The sequence below is a fragment of the Chloroflexus islandicus genome (assembly GCF_001650695.1).
GTDB classification, from domain to species: domain Bacteria; phylum Chloroflexota; class Chloroflexia; order Chloroflexales; family Chloroflexaceae; genus Chloroflexus; species Chloroflexus islandicus.
Genome location: NZ_LWQS01000054.1, coordinates 19350 through 38644, shown reverse-complemented (window position 1 = coordinate 38644; position 19295 = coordinate 19350). Strand labels below are relative to the sequence as shown.

At 61.6% G+C, this 19295-nt stretch carries 14 protein-coding genes; 2 read left to right on the top strand and 12 right to left on the bottom strand.

What is annotated here, in order from left to right; genetic code table 11:
• Positions 1–33: 33 nt before the first annotated feature.
• The 8 genes from A6A03_RS10415 to A6A03_RS10380 all read right to left on the bottom strand — a co-directional run bounded on the left by A6A03_RS10415 (position 34) and on the right by A6A03_RS10380 (position 9520).
• A complete protein-coding gene (locus tag A6A03_RS10415; protein WP_066787560.1) occupies positions 34–1995 on the bottom strand; it encodes a protein kinase domain-containing protein in 1962 nt (653 codons plus the stop codon).
• Positions 1996–2590: 595 nt separating this feature from the next.
• Positions 2591–3925, bottom strand: a complete 1335-nt coding sequence (locus A6A03_RS10410) for a S41 family peptidase (protein ID WP_245668944.1) — start codon at positions 3923–3925, stop codon at positions 2591–2593.
• A gap of 13 nt (positions 3926–3938) precedes the next feature.
• Positions 3939–4694, bottom strand: a complete 756-nt coding sequence (locus A6A03_RS10405) for a 16S rRNA (uracil(1498)-N(3))-methyltransferase (RefSeq protein WP_066787554.1) — start codon at positions 4692–4694, stop codon at positions 3939–3941.
• Positions 4695–4702: 8 nt separating this feature from the next.
• Positions 4703–5737, bottom strand: coding sequence for a type I phosphomannose isomerase catalytic subunit (locus tag A6A03_RS10400; RefSeq protein ID WP_066787551.1), 1035 nt, complete (start codon positions 5735–5737; stop codon positions 4703–4705).
• 132 nt (positions 5738–5869) lie between these two features.
• The gene (locus A6A03_RS10395) at positions 5870–6853 is read right to left on the bottom strand and encodes a 50S ribosomal protein L11 methyltransferase (RefSeq protein WP_066787548.1); all 984 of its coding nucleotides are present in this window, start codon (positions 6851–6853) and stop codon (positions 5870–5872) included.
• A gap of 5 nt (positions 6854–6858) precedes the next feature.
• Complete coding sequence (gene cysS, locus A6A03_RS10390) at positions 6859–8277, bottom strand: cysteine--tRNA ligase (protein ID WP_066787545.1); 1419 nt, start codon at positions 8275–8277, stop codon at positions 6859–6861.
• Positions 8278–8316: 39 nt separating this feature from the next.
• Positions 8317–9087, bottom strand: a complete 771-nt coding sequence (epsC, locus tag A6A03_RS10385; RefSeq protein WP_066787543.1) for a serine O-acetyltransferase EpsC — start codon at positions 9085–9087, stop codon at positions 8317–8319.
• 181 nt (positions 9088–9268) lie between these two features.
• Entirely contained in the window at positions 9269–9520 is a 252-nt protein-coding gene (locus A6A03_RS10380) for an FmdB family zinc ribbon protein (protein WP_066787541.1), read from the bottom strand.
• Positions 9521–10280: 760 nt separating this feature from the next.
• Between A6A03_RS10380 and A6A03_RS10375 the strand changes: the two genes are divergently transcribed.
• Both A6A03_RS10375 and A6A03_RS10370 read left to right on the top strand, forming a co-directional pair.
• Positions 10281–12029: a CocE/NonD family hydrolase gene (locus A6A03_RS10375; RefSeq protein WP_066787539.1), complete on the top strand. Its 1749-nt coding sequence runs from the start codon at positions 10281–10283 to the stop codon at positions 12027–12029.
• Positions 12030–12139: 110 nt separating this feature from the next.
• The gene (locus A6A03_RS10370; protein WP_066787537.1) at positions 12140–13309 is read left to right on the top strand and encodes an acyl-CoA dehydrogenase family protein; all 1170 of its coding nucleotides are present in this window, start codon (positions 12140–12142) and stop codon (positions 13307–13309) included.
• 41 nt (positions 13310–13350) lie between these two features.
• Here the strand turns inward: A6A03_RS10370 and A6A03_RS10365 are convergent, their stop codons facing one another.
• From A6A03_RS10365 to A6A03_RS10350, 4 genes are all read right to left on the bottom strand, one after another.
• Entirely contained in the window at positions 13351–14328 is a 978-nt protein-coding gene (locus A6A03_RS10365) for an ABC transporter permease (RefSeq protein WP_066787534.1), read from the bottom strand.
• A gap of 749 nt (positions 14329–15077) precedes the next feature.
• Positions 15078–16082, bottom strand: coding sequence for an ABC transporter permease (locus tag A6A03_RS10360; protein WP_066787532.1), 1005 nt, complete (start codon positions 16080–16082; stop codon positions 15078–15080).
• Between the two features lie 99 nt (positions 16083–16181).
• Complete coding sequence (locus tag A6A03_RS10355; RefSeq protein WP_066787529.1) at positions 16182–17978, bottom strand: peptide ABC transporter substrate-binding protein; 1797 nt, start codon at positions 17976–17978, stop codon at positions 16182–16184.
• Positions 17979–18237: 259 nt separating this feature from the next.
• Positions 18238–19059, bottom strand: a complete 822-nt coding sequence (locus A6A03_RS10350) for a PH domain-containing protein (protein WP_245668946.1) — start codon at positions 19057–19059, stop codon at positions 18238–18240.
• Positions 19060–19295: the final 236 nt, after the last annotated feature.

Here is a 19295-nt window from a genome sequence, read left to right as displayed (position 1 = left end):
CGTGCTGTGCCCCCCCTCGCAGCAGCCTGCGCCCTACATCATTATGATCCCCACCACCATCGCCATCACCACAAACAACAACACCACCACCGCCAACGCAATCCGTTCCCAATTCCACAACGAAATCGTACTAACTAACGTCTCTTTATCGAACAAACGTTGCTCAACCGAACTCGGCGACTGATCAGGCGCATCGGTCGCTACTTGCGGTTCATTCTTTCTAATCAGGTACAACTCGCATTCCTGCTCATCGAGCGAGCCATTGATCTGCGTCACCATCGCACCCTTGATCTGCAACAATGCCCGCAATGGCCGCCCCTGCTCGCCGGCCTCTTTGCTCGCCAGTTCGATCAACGCGCTCAGCGGCCCGGCGCTGTGCCAATGGCTATCGTACAGGTCAATCTCCGCCTCGTACACCTTGCGCGCGCGCTGGCGCAACAGTGCTTGCACCTTCGGCGGCAATCCCTCGCTATCATCATTATTCTCATGCACGATCGCCTTGCGCGACCAACGGAACACCTTCTCTTCGACTAAATTGCCATTGCCGGCGCACTTGTCGCAGCGCACCTTCCCATACCCCCGGCATTGCGGACACGTCTGCTCGACCGGCTCAGGCTCACCCCGCTTTGCCCGCGGCTTGATCATCCCTTTGCCTTGGCATTGCGGGCATTGGATTTGCCCCGAACCTTGGCAGTCGGGGCAGGTAAAGAACCGCCGCGATCCCGGCAAGACCACCTCGCCGCCCGCTTCCGAGGCAAAATCCTTTGGCGGCGGCAATTGCGTCTTCCACACATCAAGCGCCGGTTCAGCGATCGGCCGTTCATCGAGCTGCATCGGGCGAATCTGCGGCTTCGGCGACGTGCGAAACTCGTACAACACCTTCAGTTCGTAGAAGTAGATGTTATAACTGGCAATCGATTCAAACTCGATCAGTTGGCCGAGCGATTGGCGGCGCAACGGATGCTGCCGGCTCCAGTAGTTGAGCCATCTGCGCAAATAATTGCGCTGGTGGAGGAGATCGGCTCGCTTGCGCGATTCGGTGAGGAAGTCGTTGAACTGCTCGGCAAGATCCGACAACTCGGCGGTGAGCGCCAATTCCAGCGGATTTTCAAACCACTCGGCGTACGTTTCCCACTGCGCCTCCTCCATATCGGTCGTGGTCTGGTCAAGCAAAGTGCGTACTGCGAGCCTGAGCGCGTTCGCTGCTGCACTGGCGGTCAGAAACCGCAAGTTCGGCTGCGGCGAGAGCATCCGCAACAGCACCCGTTCGGCCAGTACCAGCGCCGGGGGTTTGCCGGCCAGATCAAGTTCCACGATCAGGCCGCTCGGCGGTAATTCGCCGCTGAGCAGGTGGTAGGCAACTGCCCCCAGACTGTAGATATCGAGCGCCGGATGCGCCTCGGTCTGGGCAAGGTGCAACTCAGGCGCCGAGTATGGGGTCAGATACTCGGCCTCGCTCAACGTGCTCAGATCGAGCGGCGCATCGGGCGCTGCGGCAAGACTAAGGTTGGTCAGATAGGCATTACCCTGCTGCGTGACTAAAATGTTGGCCGGCTGTACGTCACGATGCACCACCTGCTGCTTGTGCAGGTAATCAATGGCGGCGGCGATCTGGCTGATGATCCGCATAGCGCGCGCTAAATCGGGTGCGCCTTCGGCCAGTATATCGCTCAGTGGGCGAGCATCAATATACGGCGTTACCATGTAGTCGCCGTAGCGATCATCATGGCCGGCGTCGATCACCGGCAATAGGTGCGGGTGGCTGAGGGTGGCCGCTAGCCGGGCGGCAAGTTGAAACCGGCTGTTTGAGATCCAATCGTGGCGGCGTAAGATCGCGACGTACACTGGCCGGTTGAGCGTCTGGTGCGTGGCGCGGTAGATGATCGATAGCTCGTCTTGCCCGACCTGTTCGTGCAACCGGTAGTCGCGCAATTCAAGGTCGTTTGTGTCGTTAGATCGCCGTTCGCCGCGGATGGTGGGGCGTGGTGTACTCATAGCCACCTCAGCTTAAGGTTGAGAATCGCCGCACAAAACGTCAAAAATATGCTTTCAAGCCCATCGTAATGCTATTGCGAGCGGATTGCCGGACAACGCGCAGCCGTTGCCGTCCAGTTTAATCCCTGCCCAGCGCGGCAGTTGTCGCCGCATGATGTTACTACACCGATGTCGCTCTGTCACGATACACGTCAGGCATGAGCTTGGATCAGCCATGTCGTCATTCGTTTTTCGTTTTCTCGCCGCAACGCTTTGACCATCCTAATTTAGAACATTTGTTTGCAAATATTGTACCGCGCCTGTCAATGACATGCACCGCTGCATGATGGTCTCGCCGCTCAAGGATGCCCTTACAGTAACCAAATCGCTACTGAGGGTAGCCGCCCATTCTCTTTTTCTGCACTGCGTCATTGCTATACTAAAACTGTGCCGGTTGGCGGCGGGCTTCCTGAGAGATTGGACATGCGATGCCGTCCATCCATGTCCTCCCTGCCAGTCAGGATCTCTGCCTCCCCAATTTCTGCCCCACGCGGCAAGGTGTCTGCCGCTTCCTCGCGCTTGCCCCTTGGCCCGCCGCCCGGTGTACGGCCCCCGCTCAGGGGGCCGTTACTGTTGCGGTCGCCGCTGGCGGCGCTATACCTTCACGCAACAGCTTCAATGCCCAATAGAGTTGCGCATCGGCGCAACTGTCCTCCGCTGGCCGGTCAGGTACGCACGGCGCAGCATATTCCGCTTCGTTCGACGCTGGCACAACATGCTCTGGCGTAATCCCGACCCCATTAATCGCCTCGCCCTCCGGCGTAATCCAGCGCGCAATCGTGATCCGCACGCTGCTGCCATCGCGCAACGTGTAGATGTTTTGCACCGATCCCTTGCCAAAGGTCTTCTCGCCGAGCAATGTCGTGTTTGGCCGCTCATCGCGCAACGCGCCGGCCACCACCTCGGCGGCGCTGGCCGATCCGCCATTCACCAACACCACCATAGGAATACCGTATAACCGCCGATCGGCAGGCGCTGCAATCGTGCGCAATTCTTTATTTACGCCGCCGCGCTCCTCTTCATAGAGCGCGATCCCGTCGTAAAACCGGCCTAATACCTCTTGGGCCGTGGTTAAGAAGCCGCCTGAATTGTTGCGCAGATCGAGCACGATCGCGCGTGGTTGTTGCGGACGGAGTTCGGCGATGGCTTGGTCAAGGAGTTCAGTTGTACTCGCTTTGAACTCGGTAATCTGGATGTACGCGATCCCGTCGGGCAAGAGGGCACTATTGACGGTGATCAGCGGAATGGCGGCGCGGGTGATGGCGACGGTAAAGACGCGATCGTCCGCCGGCCGGCGGATGGTCAAGCGCACCACGGTGCCTGCCGGGCCGCGAATCAGGCTCACTGCGCGCGCGCTGGCGTCACTGTCGCTGAGGCCGGCAATCAACTCGGCCAACGGTTGGTCATCTACTGCCACGATGATGTCACCCGGTTGCAAGCCAGCTTGCTCGGCGGGTGAATTACGGATCGGGCGGTCAATAATGATCTGGCCGTTTTCCACCCGCAAATAGGCCCCAATGCCTTCAAAGCGCCCTTCCATCGATTCGCGGTTTTGCCGCGCCTCTTCCGGCTCTTGGAAGAAGGTGTAGGGATCGTCGAGCGTCCCCAGCATCCCGCGAATCGCGCCGTACACCATGCGCTGGCGATCAATCGCTTCGGGTTGGTAGAAATTACCCTCCACCAGATCCCAGACATCCCAGAAGACGGCGAATTGCTGGCGCCGGTCGCCGGGGGTGAGCAGCCGCGCGTCGGCATTCGAGACGCCAGTGATGAAGACATCAATCGGCGAGACGCCGACAATCCGCCCGGTGATCCAACCGCCAAGGAAAGCGACTGCGATCACGGCAACCCATTGCGTGATTTTGCCGATAATGGCCCAAGCCCGTTCCATGGAACAGCCTTTTCTAGCTGTGAAGTGCATATTGCAGCATCGCTAACGCTGCCAACGGCGCGGTTTCGGCGCGCAAGATGCGCGGCCCCAATGAGACGGCTTGCAACCCGTGCCCAAGCGCCATCTCCCGCTCGGCCGGATCAATGCCGCCTTCCGGCCCTGAGAAGATCGCGATCTGGCGCGCCGTTGCGTGGGTGCTGACCACCTCACGCAGATGGCGGCTCGCCTGTTCATCGAGCAAGATGGCCAGATCGGCAGTAACGCTCGCTGCCAGCGCTGCCGCGAATGGTTGGGGCACAGCGACAGCCGGAATCCGGCCCCGCCCCGATTGCTCAGCAGCTTCAGTGGCGATCCGTTGCCAACGGGCCAGCCGGCGCTCATCGGCCCGATCACTCGGCAACGAACGGGCAAACGCCACCGGCACAATCCGGCGCGCGCCCAATTCTACCGCTTTTTGCAACGCCCATTCAAACCGCTCCGGCCGGATCAAGGCCAGATAGAGGTCGAACGCCACCGCTGGCTCGCCGCCGGCTTGGCAACGCGCAATAACGTGACCATGCGCTCGTTTCCGGTCAATGGCGGCAATCTCGACCACCGCCGCCAAGCCGTGCCCATCGAGCAATACCACCCGGTCGCCGGCGCTGAGCCGCAACACCCGCCCCCACTGATGCACTAGCGCCGGATCATCGATCTCGATCTGATCAGAACGCAACCATGCTGGATCAACGAAGAAGCGCCGGGTATTGGGTATCGTTGTTGCGTCATCCACGGCAGTATCTATGGAAAAATGGGGACGGCGCCGGGTGCAGCGCCAGCCGCCGCCAGTAATGCGGGCAGATCGGGAATATACGAGCGCAACACGGTGGCATCACTCGCTTCCAGCCGGTATGCCCCCAATATCGCCGGCAAGAGCACTGCCGCCCCCCGCCGCAACTCGAGCGTCTCCTTGCCCCACACCAGTTGCACCGTTCCGGCAATCACCGTCAAAATCTCCAGTGAACCGGGATCGGTCACGGCGCTGAGGCTGCCTTGCACCCGCCAGCGTTCCAACGCAAACGACGCGCAAGCCACCAACAGATCACGCTGCTCGTCCAGCGGCAATGGCCGGAGCTGTGCGGTCGTCGCCGGTTCGCGCCGGCTCACCGCTAACGCCTGTTCGATATGCAGCTCGCGTGGCCGGCCAGTACGCGCGTCGCACCGGTTGTAGTCGTAAAGCCGGTAGGTCAGATCCGATTTCTGCTGGATTTCAAACAACATGATCCCAGCGTTAATCGCATGGATCGTCCCGGCTGGCACGAAGATCAAGTCGCCGGCGCTGACCGGTTGTTGGGCAAGCAGCTCTTCCACCGTGCCATCGGCAATCGCCGCCGCTAGCTCCTCCCGCTCAGCCGGCGCGCGCATGCCGAGCGTCACCGTTGCCCCCGGCTCGGCGTCCAGAATGTACCATGCCTCGGTTTTGCCGTGGAAGCCGGTATGCGCTTCGACGGTATGGGCATACTCGTCGTCAGGGTGTACCTGCACCGAGAGCCGGTCGGCGGCGTCGATAAACTTCGCCAGCAGCGGCAGGTCGGCCCCATAGCGAGCATACGGCCGCGTGCCCACCAGCGCCGCGCCATGCGCGCGCGCTAGCTCGGCAATGGTCTCCCCCGCCAGCGGGCCATTGCTCACCCGGTTGCTATCAAAGACCAGCCAAATCTCGCCGAGCCGTTCGGGGTGCGGCGGCGGCAATTCTAGCCACGGCGCCAAGCGTTGCCCGCCCCAAATCGGTTCTACCAGCCGCGGCTCGCACAACATTGGATACAACCCGCTCATGCCGATTCCTTGTACAGACGCACGGCTGTGCGTCTCTATCACCAATTGCAATGCATTGCCTTCATGGAGCCGCACCGCCGTGCGGCGCTACTACTATTCCTCTGCGCAAATGCACCGCCGTGCGGCGCTACCTTATCGCGTATGCACCAACGCCACCCATTCGCCTTCTACGTACCGTTCAACCTGCCGCAATCCGGCGCCGGCAAACGCCGCCACCACATCAGCTTCCTTTATGTCAATAATACCACTACTCACCAAATAGCCACCCGGCTTGAGCGCCGCTGCTAAATCCGGCGCCAGCAGCACGAGCACCTTGGCGATCAAGTTGGCGGCGATCAGATCAAACGTGGCTTGCGGCGTGGTTGCGCTCAGTGCCGGATCGGGCGTGGCCGGGCCAAAATCGCCCGACAGCCAGTGCCCCATCGCTTGGCCGGCCCCAAGACTGCCCTCAGCTACTGTCACCCTGTCACCCACCTGATTGCGCGCCACATTCTCCTGCGCGACCCGCACCGCAATTGGGTCGTTGTCGAGCGCCAGCACCGCACCGGCCCCCAACTTCGCCGCGGCAATCGCCAAGATGCCCGATCCCGTACCGAGATCCAGCACCTGCTGGCCGGGTTGCACCAGCCGTTCGAGCAGTTGCAGGCAGAGTTTGGTCGTGGGGTGCAGGCCGGTGCCAAACGCCATCCCCGGATCGAGCAAGAGCACGATGTCGTCCGGTTGCGGTTGGTATTCGAGCCACGACGGCACGATCACCGTTCGCGCGCCGATCCGCAGCACCGGGTAGAACTGTTTCCATGCGTTGGCCCAATCCTCTTCGGCCAAGGTGCGAGTCTGGATCGGCCCCAGCGGGCGGATTTGGCTGACATGCCAGAGGGCGTGCTCGATCCGCTGGCGCGTCTCTTCGACCTGCGCGTCGAGCGGCAGGTAGGTGCGCAGCCAGACTGGCCGGTTGGGGTCATATTGGAACTCTGGCCCTTCATCGCCGGCGACCCAGCCTTGTTCGACCACCACGCCGCCGTTGTAGCCGTAGCGCGCCAGTATTTCAGAGACGGTCTCAACCACTTCCGGCTCGACTTCAACCGCGATTTCCAGCCACGCGTTTGGCGTTTCCATACCGCTCATCCTTGCCACTTCCAGCGCGTACCCTGCGGCCCGTCTTCCAGCGTGACTCCCAGCTCGGCCAGCCGGTTGCGCACCAGATCGGCCAGCGCGTACTGCTTGGCCTTGCGCAGTTCGCCGCGCACCTCGATCAGCAGCTCGATAAACGGGGTCGCTTCGGCGGCAGCGCGCGCTTGGCGCGGCTGGAGCCGCAAACCGAGCACGCCGGCCAATTCGCGCAGCGTCTGTTGTCCAACCGCCAGCTCTTCGGCGGCAAGACCAGCGTCACGCGCCGCATTGATTGCCCGCACCAGATCGAACAGGGCCGCCAGCGCCGCCGGACTGTTGAAGTCGTTGTCCATCGCGGCGATAAACCGCTCGCGGGCAATGGCGGCAGCGTCGCGCAATGCCGTCACCGCCGGCCCTTCACGCACATTGCCGGTTGCCGGCGCCAACGCCGAGAGCAGCCGCTCGAGCTTGCGCTGGTTGTCGGCGGCAATCTCATCGTTGTAGGTCAGCGGACTGCGGTACGAACTGCTCAAGACAATCAACCGGAAGACATCGGCGTCGTAATGGCTGAGGAAGTCGGCGATCGTCACCACATTCCCCAACGACTTCGACATCTTCTCGACCTGCCGGGTCTGCGGGTTGACCAACTGCAACATGCCGTTATGCACCCAGTAGCGGGCGAAAGGCTGGCCGGTCAGGCTCTCGCTCTGCGCGATTTCGTTCTCGTGGTGCGGGAAGATCAGATCGGTGCCGCCGCCGTGAATGTCAATCTGCGGGCCGAGATGCTCCATCGCCATCGCCGAGCACTCGATATGCCACCCCGGCCGGCCCGGCCCCCATGGGCTATCCCACGCCGGCTCGCCGGGACGAGCCGCCTTCCACAGGGCAAAATCCGCCGGCGATTCCTTGCGCGGATCGACCTCGAAGCGGGTGCCGCTCAGCATCTCGTCGAGCGACCGGCCCGACAACTTGCCGTAGTCTTCGTCGCGTTGCACCCGGAAGTAGACATCGCCATCGACCACGTAGGCGTAGCCGCGCTCGATCAAGCCCTGCACAAAGGCGATGATTCCCGGCATTGTGGTCGAAACCCGCGGGTAGGCCGTCGCCGGCAAGACATTCATCGCCTGCAACTGGGCCAAAAACTCAGCCGCATACTGCCCCGACAACGCCAGCGGGTCTTGGCCCATCGCATTCGCCCGCGCGATCACCTTGTCGTCAATATCGGTGAAGTTGACGATATGCCGCACCTGATAGCCACGAAACTCAAGGTAGCGGCGGATCATATCAAACACGATCGCCGACATCGCGTGACCGATATGCGCTTCGTCATACGGCGTCACCCCGCAGACATACATGCGCACCACACCCGGCTCGATCGTCTCCAGCGGTTCAAGCCGCCGGGTCAGAGTATTGTAAAGCTGAATCGCCATACCAACTCGCTATTTCACACAGCGGCGGGCCGCGCCCGTTCAAATGCCCGCGCCTTGATTATACTCTTCTTCAACCGGCGGCGTTTCATTCAGCAACGTCTGCCAGAGCTGGTCAGGCAGCGCGTCATATTTTAACCGGTGTTCCTCGTGATGGACGTGGGTTTCCGCTTCGAGATCGGCAATGCGCATTTCCAGCTCTAGCACCTTGTCGTGCAGGCCGCGCAACATCTCGCCTTCGGGGTCGGGCAATTGCTCAACCCGGCGCGACAGGCCGGTCACCGGGTCACGGCGCGACACAATGCGCGCCGGCACTCCAACCGCAGTCGAATGGGGCGGCACGTCTTTGACCACCACCGCGCCGCCGCCGATGCGCGCGCCGCGCCCGATCGTGATCGCCCCCAACACGATCGCCCCCACCCCGATCACCACGTCGTCTTCGACGGTCGGATGGCGCTTGCCGGTCTGTTTACCGGTGCCGCCGAGCGTCACCCCTTGATAGAGCATCACCCAATCGCCGATTTCGGTTGTCTCACCGATCACGACCCCCATCCCGTGGTCAATGAAAAAGCCGCGCCCGATCCGCGCGCCGGGGTGAATCTCAATTCCGGTCAGAAAACGGCTGATCTGCGAGATCAGCCGCGGAATGAACGGAATCTTGCGCCGGTAGAGGGCGTGAGCCAGACGATGCAGAATAATCGCGTGCAGGCCGGGGTAAAGCAAGACCTCGGCCAAATTGCGCGCAGCCGGATCATTGCGAAAAATGGCGCGAATATCGTCGCGCAAAACACAGAGAGCATGTGAAAGACGCATCGGATTGCTCCGGCGAATATATAGAGAACTGCTAACCGCTGAAGGGTATAACGAGAGAGCGCCGGAAGCGCGCAGCGATGCGCGAACCCGGCGGGCATACGTGCCGGGGCGCCGCCAAGCAGGGCAGCGCCCCTAGCGACAGTAGCATCCGGGGAAGGGAAGGGGCAAGGAGGCGAGCGATTTAGTCGTCGCTGGCTGAGTCACTCGTGTCACCTTTACTCGAGTCGCTGCCCGTTACCGAGCCGCTGCTCGCGCCACGGCTGTCGGTAATGTACCAGCCCGAACCTTTGAAAACAATGCCCGCCGGCTGAATTACCCGGCGCACCCGGCCTTGCTGGCCACACAGGCAGACGGTCAATGGCTCATCTTTGAAGCTTTGGAATTTCTCAAACTGCTTGCCGCAGGCATCACAAGCGTACACGTAGGTTGGCATAGCGCGCTTCCTACCTCCATTGCGAAGTTGTTTGACATATCACGTTCTGTATTGTACCCCAGAGCGCCAACATGCGCAATAAGAGGAGTGTTAGATCGTGCATCGAGCGTAAGGTGAGGACGTAGTGGTGCGTGTAGGGATACAGCGCTGCTGTATCCCTACTGCCGCCACCCCACTGTCATTGCGAGGGCAGGGCGGCGCCCCTATTGCCATCGCGAGCGCACCTCGCTCTCCCCCCTTTGTCATTGCGAGGGCGCGACGGCACCCCCGCTCTGCGGGGTGCCGTCCGCCCGAAGCAATCCCCTGCGAGCACGGGAGCGACCCCTTTCTGCAAGCGCACCTCTCTCGCTACAGCGGGAGATTGCTGCGGGGGCTACGCCCCCTCGCAATGACAACGGCGAGCAGGCGATTGCTGCGGGCCTACGCCCCCTCGCAATGACAACAGCACGCACCGGTCATCGCGCGCACAACGACACCCCACCCTCCCCCGTGGTCATCGCGTTATGGAGTGCGGCAGTGTAGGGATACAGCGCTGCTGTATCCCTACTGCCGCCACCCCACTGTCATTGCGAGGGCGCGACGGCACCCCCCCGCAGAGCGGGGTGCCGTCCGCCCGAAGCAATCCCCTGCGAGCACGGGAGCGACCCCTTGCCGCGTGACCCTTTATCCTCACTTGGTATCCCCTCATTGACACACCTCGTCATGGTATGGTATCATCGATGACGCAGCGTGTTATAAATTCATCAGAGCGGAGTGGCGCATGCGTTGGCTTGGGTGGTCTCTGGCTGGAGCCGGGGTGGCAGCGGCGACCGTATTTGCCGTTCGCCGGCCTCTGCTTGCCCGCCTGCTCGGCTTACGCCCCGCCGAGCACCGGGTGGCCGTCACCCGTGATATTCCCATCCGCATGCCCGATGGCGTCGTGCTCTACGCCGATCGCTACGCGCCCCGCGCTGGCGGCCCGCATCCAACCATCTTGATCCGCACCCCCTACGGTCGCCCCGCCGAATTGGGGCCGCTAGGAGTCTTTGAACACACCGGTTGCATGCTCTTTGCTGAACGCGGCTACAACGTGGTTGTGCAGAGCGTGCGCGGACGCTATCGCTCGGCAGGTGTGTTTGAGCCGTTCGTAAACGAAGCTGCCGATGGCCGGGCAACCGTGGCATGGATCGGCGACCAACCGTGGTTCGATGGCAATCTCGGTCTCTGGGGGCCGAGCTATGTCGGCTATACCCAATGGGGGCCGGCGATCGACGGGCCGCCCTACCTCAAAGCGATTGTGCCGATTGTGACCAGCGCCCGCTTTTCATCGCTCTTCTACCCCGGCGGCGCATTTGCGCTCGAATCGACTTTGCGCTGGGTCTTTCTGATCGATGCGACCAACCGCCACCGGCAACAGCTCGATCTGGCGGCGCTCTGGCGCCTGTTCGTCTTGCGCGAGCGAATAGTGGCCCGCGCCCTCCGCCATCAACCCTACGCCGCCGCCGCCGAACTGGCCACCGGTGCGCCAGTGCCGTTCTTCCAACAATGGCTGCGCGATCCCGATCCACGCGGGCCGTATTGGTCGCAGGTTGATTACCACCGCTCGCTGCACCGGATCAACGCCGCCGTTCATCTGGTCGCCGGCTGGTACGACATCTTCCTTCCCGGCCAGTTGGCCGATTACGCTGCGCTGGTCGCCGCCGGCAAACGCCCGTATCTGACCGTCTTGCCGCGCGCCCACAACGATCTGGCGCTCGTGTTCGAGGGGCTGCGCGAAGGGTTGTGGTGGTTTGATGCCCATCTCAAGGGGCAGCGCGAATTGCTGGCTCGCCGCCCGGTACGCATCGCACTCATGGGCAGCCACGAGTGGCACGAGATGGATTTCTGGCCGCCACCGGCCACTATGACGCGCTATTTCTTACAGCCCGATCGCAGTCTTGCCCATCAACCGCCACCCGCTGGCACGCCACCCAGTCGCTTTCGCTACGATCCCGCCGATCCGACCCCGGCCATCGGCGGCGCAGTGCTCAGCGCGCAGGGTGGCCCGCGTGACCAACGCCCGCTCGAAGCACGGCCCGATGTACTGACCTTCACCACCCCGCCGCTGGCGGCTGATCTCGATGTGATCGGGCCAGTCCGGCTGTGCGTCTATGTCTGTACCGGCCATCCCTTCTTCGATCTGGTTGGCCGCCTCTGCGATGTCTACCCCGATGGGCGCAGCATCAACATCTGCGACGGCATCGTGCGCGTGCGGCCCGGCGTTGGCGATGTCCAACCCGATGGCACCCGCCGGATCGAGATTGATCTCACCGCCACCGCCCAACGGTTTCGCGCCGGCCACCGCCTGCGCGTACAGATTGCCGGCGGCGGCAGCCCGCGCTGGGGGCCGCACCCCGGCGACGATTGCCCGTATGGGCAAGGACGTGGCGGGCCGGTCATCGAGCACCGCATCTGTCACGACGCCACCCACCCGTCGGCGATCATCGTGCCGGTGGCCGATCCCGCCCGCCCCCCGCCGCCATCCCCGTAGAGACGCACGGCATGCGTCTCCAGCATCCGTATCGAGGCGCACGGCGTGCGTCTCCAGCATCCGTATCGAGGCGCACAACCTGCGCCTCCCAGCAAAGGAGCATACCTACAATGGAGTACGAGCACAGTCCAGAAATCAAGATGTTACGCCAGACGGTACGCGAATTCGTCGACAAGGAGATCCGCCCGATTGCCCGCGCCATCGACGAAGAAGAGCGCGTGCCGTTCGAGACGCTGAAGAAGGCCGCTGACCTCGGCCTGCTCGGCGTACCCTTCCCCGAACGTTACGGCGGCCTCGAACTCGGCATCACCGGCTACTGTGTGCTGATGGAAGAGCTGAACCGGGCCTGCGCCAGCCACGCCACCATCATCGGCGCTCATGCCCAGTTGGCGGCGATGAGCATCTACCTCGGCGGCACCGAACAGCAAAAAGAGACCTACCTGCGCGCGCTGATCGAAGGCCGCATGTGGGGCGCATGGGCGCTCACCGAGCCGAACGCCGGCTCAGACGCTGCCCACATCCAGACCACCGCCGAGCGCCGCGGCGATGAGTGGATCATCAACGGCCAGAAGATGTGGATTACCAACGGCAGCTTCGCCGATGTGATCGTGGTTCACGCCGTAACCGACAAGAATCTCGGCGCGCGCGGCGGCATCACCGCCTTCATCGTCGAGAAGAATATGCCCGGCTTCCGCGTCGGCAAGATCGAAGAGAAGATGGGTTTGCGCGCCTCGCACACCGCCAGCCTCTACTTCGAGGATTGCCGCGTGCCGGCCGAAAATGTGTTGGGGCAGGTCGGCATGGGCTTCCCGCTGGCTATGCGCACCCTCGACATCGGTCGCTGCGGTCTAGGCGCCAGCAGCATTGGCTCGGCCAAGGAAGCGTTCGAGCTGAGCCGCAAATATATGGTTACTCGCCACCAGTTTGGCCGCCCGATCGCCGAATTTCAAGCCCTCCAGTTTAAGCTGGCCGAGATGGCGATGAAGCTCTACACCATGGAACAGATCGTCTACGACTGCGCCCGCCGGGTTGACGCCGGCCAGCAAGCAACGCTCGAAAGCAGCATCGTCAAGCTCTACTGCACTGAAATGGCCAGCCAGATCATTGACGAGGCGATCCAGATCCACGGCGGTATGGGCTTCTCGCGCGAACTGCCACTTGAGCGCATGTATCGCGATGCCCGCGTCACCCGCATCTTCGAGGGCACCAACGAGATCCAAAAGCACGTGATCGCCAGCGAATTGTTGAAACAGGTCGGCTACAAAATCCGGTTGTATTAACCCACCTGTCGGGGCAGGGCCTTGCCCTGCCCCCGCCCCCATCACCGTTCCCGCGGATCCAGCGCATCCCGCAATCCATCGCCAAGGAACGTAAACGACAACATCAACCCCGCAATCAAAATCACCGGAAAGCTGAGCAACCACGGCCCCGACGACAGATTGTTATAACCTTCGGTCAGCATCACCCCTAGACTAGTTGGGAAGGGGTTATCAGGATCAACCGATGGCCGCATACCCACGCCGAGAATGGTCAATACCGCCTCAGCGCTGATCAGAGCGGGAATGCTAAACGAAGTCGAGACAATAATCGGCGCCAGCGTGTTGGGCAAGATATGCCGCCACAAGATCGCCGTGGTCGGCACCCCAATCGCCCGCGCCGCCTCGACAAACTCCTTCTCCTTCAGCGACAGCACCTGCCCGCGCACCAAGCGCGCAATTCCCGTCCAACTCACCAGTGAGACGGCGACGAAGATCAGCAGCAACCCGTTAAAGGTACGGCCAAGCCACGTCTCGCGGAAGGCGGTCGAGAGCGCGATAATAAACAGCAGATCGGGAAATGCGGCCACAATCTCGGTAAAGCGCATGAGCAGGTTATCAAGCCACCCGCCGGCAAAACCTGAGATCAGGCCAATCGTTACCCCGATCAGCAGAATCGCAACCTGTGGCACAATCCCCACAATCAGCGACACCCGGATGGCGTACATCAACCGCGACAACACATCGCGCCCCAGCGTGTCGGTACCGAGCAGGTGCTCAGGCACCCCCATGCGGGCCGGGTTGTCTGTCACCCATGCCGGCGGGCGCAGGCTGTTATTAGGGATCTGCTGGACGGGGTTGAACGGCGCGAGCCACGGCGCGGCCACCGCCACAATCACGTAGAGGATAATCACCACAAGCCCGACCATCGCCGCGCGGTTGCGCCGCAGTCGCGCCAGCGCATCTGACCACAAGCTGCGCGGTTTGGTGTTGAGGGCTTGAATATCGATCGGATTGGTTAACGACTTGGCCGGCGACGTCACATCTGCTCCTCACTATCAACCGATAACGCGCTCACGAGCAGGTAGGCGGCTTGAAACACGCCTATATCCCTTCCCCACTCGCTCTCTCTCACTCTGCTACTTATTGCTCATCCGCGGATCAAGCGCGCCACCATCCCCACAAAGCTAGCCGCAGGCGACCATCACCCAGCGCACTTCCCCCACGGAGCGCGGGCCGCTGGCCCGCCCAGATGATCTCTTCCCCTACGGAGCGCGGGCCGCTGGCCCGCTCAGATGATCTCTTCCCCCACGGAGCGCGGGCCGCTGGCCCGCCCAGATGAGTACTTCCCCTACGGAGCGCGGGCCGCTGGCCCGCTCAGATGAGCGCTTCCCCCACGGAGCGCGGGCCGCTGGCCCGCCCAGATGAGCACTTCCCCCACGGAGCGCGGGCCGCTGGCCCGCTCAGATGATCTCTTCCCCCACGGAGCGCGGGCCGCTGGCCCGCTCAGATGATCTCTTCCCCCACGGAGCGCGGGCCGCTGGCCCGCTCAGATGATCTCTTCCCCCACGGAGCGCGGGCCGCTGGCCCGCTCAGATGAGCACTTCCCCTACGGAGCGCGGGCCGCTGGCCCGCCCAGATGATCTCTTCCCCTACGGAGCGCGGGCCGCTGGCCCGCCCAGATGATCTCTTCCCCCACGGAGCGCGGGCCGCTGGCCCGCACGAATCGATAACCCTCTACTCTCTAAGAGATGCGGCTCATCGGCCTGCTTCGCTCCTCGCCATTCCCGCTTTACTTATAGCTAATCCGTGGATCAAGCACGCCATACGCAATGTCGACCAAGAGATTAGCAATGCCCAAAAAGAAGACGTAAATCAGCGACCCGGCCATAATCATCGAATAGTCGCGTTTGCCGATCGCATCAACGAAGGTACGGCCCATGCCGGGCACCTGAAAAATCGTCTCAACGAATAGCGTGCCGGTGATCAAACCGGCCAGCGCCGGCCCCAAAATCGTCACCACCGGCAGCAGCGCATTTTTCAGCATGTGGCGCCAGACGATCACCTGCCCGGCCAAGCCCTTCGCCTGCGCCGTGCGAATGTAGTCTTGCCGTTTCACTTCGAGCACGCTTGAGCGGGTCAGGCGGGCAATGAACGCCATGCTGGTCGTGCCTAACGCCACCGTCGGCAAAATCCATGGCTTCACCGGATCATTCCAATCGGGGATAACGGTAAACCAATTGAGAATAACGGCAAAGACGATCACCAAGATCAAACTGGTAATCAGAGTCCCTAACGCAACGAAAATAGTAGACGACAATGAGAGCAGGTAATCAAGCCATGTATTTTGACGCAACGCAGCCAGAATACCCAGCGGAATGCCGAAGACGACCGCAAACAAGAGCGCCTGCACCCCTAGCCGGGCCGAATAGTAAAACTTGCTAGGCCGGGTTGGCGTGCCCTCAAACAACTCTTGCTGCACCGTGCGCGCCCCCCGCGACGAGTAGGTCGGGCCGAGATTGCCGGCAATCGCGCCCCACTGAATCTTCCATTCACCGGTTTTTGGGTCAGGCACAACATCAAAAAACATATAGCGGGTAAACTGGCGCCAAAACGGCAGATCCATCCCGAACCGTTCACGCAAAATCGCTTCGACCCGCGGCGAGAGCTGGCGCCGTTCGGGTTGGGTATCGAACGGCCCTCCCGGCGTCAGCTTGGCGATGCCAAACGTGACAAATCCCACGATAATCAGCACCGGGATATTCCACAAGATGCGCCGGATAATATAAGCGGTCATACGGTATTCCTAGATGTGATTGGTAAGCGCAGAGGCGCAGATTGAACCTCTCTGTACGCCTCTGCGCCTCTGCGTTACGCCGAACGCAGACGATACCGCTTAGGGCTGCACGTCCACATTCGGCAAGTTGAAGAAGCCGAGCCAGTAATCGAGCGGCGTGATCGTTTCTGGCGTGACACCCTTCACATACGGTTTGACCAGCACCGGGCCGCCGTTGTTGAGCATGAAGACAACCGGCGCATCTTCAACCAGAATGGTTTGCGCCTGCGCATAGAGCTCGGCGCGGCGCACCGGGTCTTGCTCAATATCAGCCTGCCGCACCAGCTCGTCGAGCTGCGGGTTCGAGTAGTTGACGCGCGCGCTGAGCAAGCCGTTGGTCTGGAAGAGCGAGACCCAGTTTTGCGGATCGGGATAGTCAGCGCACCAACCCAGCGAGAACATCTGCGGCGGATTGTCTTTGGTCGCCGCAGCAAAGGCGGTCGGATCGATCGGATCGAGGATCACGTCGATGCCCAGATTCTGTTTGAACTGGTTGGCCACCCACTCGAAGCGAGCGTTGTTGCGCGCGGTGCCCGAATAGGTCAGCTTGATTTCCGGCAAGCCCTGCCCGTTCGGATATCCTGCCTCGGCCAAGGTCTGCTTGGCCTTTTCAGGGTTGAATTCCCACAGCCGCAAATCAGGCTGGTAGCCGGGGAAGCCGGGCGGGATGAAGCTGTAGGTCGGCGTGCCGAGACCTTGGAAGACATCGCGCACGTAGGCTTCGCGATCGAGCGCCTGTGCAAACGCTTGCCGCACAAGCTTATTGTCAAACGGCGGCTTGGCGAGATTGAAACCAAAGTAGAAGGTGCAGGAACCGGGGACATCAATGATCTGCTGGCTCAAGACCGGGTCTGATTTGACCGTTGCCAAGTCTTCGGCGCCAACACCCAGAATATCCAGCTCGCCATTCTGGTAGGCTTGGAAGGCCACTTGACCATCAGTGATCATGTAGTACTCAACCCGCTTGAGCTTGACCGGCCCCAGCGGCCCCACGTAATAGGGATTCGGCTCCCAGATCGCCTTGCTGTCGTGCTCCCACTCCTTCAACACGAAGGGGCCGTTGCCAATATAATTGGCCGGATCGTACCACCAGTCATCGCCTTTCGCCACGTCCTCCTCGCGCACCGGCGCGCCGATCCAGAGCGCGGCCATGCTGAGGAAATACGGCGCCGGCGCAACCAGCTCGATCTGCAGCGTGTAATCATCCAGCGCCTTGACGCCAAACTCGTCGCGCAGCTTGTCGAGATCGAGCTTCATGACCTCTTCCATCGACAAGCCTTGGCAAGCCGCGGCGCTGTATTCGCTGTAACCCTTGATGATGCCGCAGGGCAACGACTGGTACTCACCCGCCGTCTCTGGGTCAGCCAGCCGCTTCCACGCATACTCAAAGTTGCGCGCAGTTACCGGCGTACCATCACTGTACTTGCCGTCGCGGCGCAAGGTAAAGGTGTAGACGGTACCGTCAGCCGATACGTCAACCTTCTCGGCAGCACCCGGAACGGGGTTCATATCGAGATCAAACGTCATCAGGGCCTGATAGGCCATCATAATGAACTGGATCTCGTTGACGAAGCTGGCCTTCTGCGGATCGACATTGTCTGGCTCTGAGCCAGTGTTGAGGCGCAACACGCCGGGTTGCGCAGTGCCAGCGACCGGGGCGGTAGTTGGTTGGGCAGCAGCGGTTGGCTGCGGAGCAGCCGTTGGTTGGGTGGCTGGGGCGGTGGTTGGCTGTTCAGCCGGGGCAGTCGTTGCTTGCGTAGCCGGGGGGGTACCGCCGCCACAAGCTGCCAAGATGGGCAACAATAACCCAAACAGCAGCATGAGGGCGAGCGCGTGACGCCAGCGAAGCGGATTCATCGCGACACTCCTTAGCATCTGTGACACGAAACACCTCATCGAAGCGGGGAAGGTGGCCGGGATCGGTCTGGCACAGTGCTGCGCAGGTGAATAGGGTAAAGGTAGCCGATAGCGTTTGCTCTTGCCCTCCTTTCTGCCCAATCAGATACACGATGCCGGCGCAGGCTGCGCAAGAGAACAACCAACCACAGATGTGAAAAAATCCCCCTTCGATATGGGGGATCGTACCACGCGGAACGGATGCTTGTCAAGGCAACAATTATGCTCGCAACACGGCGACAGTGGCAATCGCGAAGAAGAGCTGCACCCCAAGCGAAAATCCCTGCCACAGGCGCGCAGCCAAGGGGCTGCGCCGGTAGATGATCAGACCGCCAATGAGATTGAACAGTGCGGTCAGCGCCGCCGCTACCGGCAAGAAGAAGATGCGGATGCGCGGGGCTAATTCGGCGGCGGCGCCAATCTGGTCGCCACGCCATTCGATCTGAAACGGCAACGAGGGATAGATGGCGGCAATTGCCCCAAACAAGACCAGATTAAGAATAAGCGTCACAAGTAACAATCGCCGGATGACCGGATCGGCCCAAAAGTCATAGACCAGAAACCGGGCGACTTCAATGCCGGGCGCCAGCGTCTGAATGGCGCCAAGCCGGCGCCGCTGCTCTAATTCTTGCACGAAGCCGGCTTGGTCGATGGGCGAGATGGCATAGGCGGCATTGCCAGCGTAGATCACCAACGCTTCCGCCAATGGCCGGGTGGTAAAGCGATGGATGACGATGCCGTCATGGGTCTGGACACGGCCATGGTAGTAGCCGATGCTCGCCAATGCTGTGCGCCAGTCGCCGAACGCTAACGCGCCTTGTTCGACCCGGTCAATGAGGGTTAGCGGAATGACCGCGCGGCTGCCTAGCCACTGGATGTACAACCCATTGCGGTCAAGGCTATACCGCAACGTCAATGCAGCCGCAGTACGGTACATGAGGAAACCAGCCAGCGCCAGCAAACCAAGCGCGAGCACGGCCTGCCCAAACAGCCAGCCGTCAATCGGCCACTGTTCAGGCGGCCCGCTCAGCGCCGCACTCATGCTGAGCAACAGCCACCCTGCCCCCGCTGCACTCACAACGGCAAGAAGAAGGCCAAGCCAGATACGAGCTGTTGCTATCGGTCGCCAGCGTTGCATAGTGCGTTATTTAACTCAGCAGGCCTGCACTTGGTGGCAATTCCCCCTTTACCTCACCAAACGAGCCGTGCTGCTTAAGTTGGAGTGCGGCAGTTAGACTGCCGCACTCCATAACCTCACCGATGAGAGCGGAGCGGCCA

What these genes read in the sequence shown, in the direction of transcription:
- cysS (WP_066787545.1), bottom strand. Translation starts at nt 8,277, where the DNA reads ATGGCGATTCAGCTTTACAATACTCTGACCCGGCGGCTTGAACCGCTG.
- A6A03_RS10370 (WP_066787537.1), top strand. Translation starts at nt 12,140, where the DNA reads ATGGAGTACGAGCACAGTCCAGAAATCAAGATGTTACGCCAGACGGTA.
- epsC (WP_066787543.1), bottom strand. Translation starts at nt 9,087, where the DNA reads ATGCGTCTTTCACATGCTCTCTGTGTTTTGCGCGACGATATTCGCGCC.
- A6A03_RS10395 (WP_066787548.1), bottom strand. Translation starts at nt 6,853, where the DNA reads ATGGAAACGCCAAACGCGTGGCTGGAAATCGCGGTTGAAGTCGAGCCG.
- A6A03_RS10400 (WP_066787551.1), bottom strand. Translation starts at nt 5,737, where the DNA reads ATGAGCGGGTTGTATCCAATGTTGTGCGAGCCGCGGCTGGTAGAACCG.
- A6A03_RS10375 (WP_066787539.1), top strand. Translation starts at nt 10,281, where the DNA reads ATGCGTTGGCTTGGGTGGTCTCTGGCTGGAGCCGGGGTGGCAGCGGCG.
- A6A03_RS10360 (WP_066787532.1), bottom strand. Translation starts at nt 16,082, where the DNA reads ATGACCGCTTATATTATCCGGCGCATCTTGTGGAATATCCCGGTGCTG.
- A6A03_RS10350 (WP_245668946.1), bottom strand. Translation starts at nt 19,059, where the DNA reads ATGAGTGCGGCGCTGAGCGGGCCGCCTGAACAGTGGCCGATTGACGGC.
- A6A03_RS10410 (WP_245668944.1), bottom strand. Translation starts at nt 3,925, where the DNA reads ATGGAACGGGCTTGGGCCATTATCGGCAAAATCACGCAATGGGTTGCC.
- A6A03_RS10355 (WP_066787529.1), bottom strand. Translation starts at nt 17,978, where the DNA reads ATGAATCCGCTTCGCTGGCGTCACGCGCTCGCCCTCATGCTGCTGTTT.
- A6A03_RS10380 (WP_066787541.1), bottom strand. Translation starts at nt 9,520, where the DNA reads ATGCCAACCTACGTGTACGCTTGTGATGCCTGCGGCAAGCAGTTTGAG.
- A6A03_RS10415 (WP_066787560.1), bottom strand. Translation starts at nt 1,995, where the DNA reads ATGAGTACACCACGCCCCACCATCCGCGGCGAACGGCGATCTAACGAC.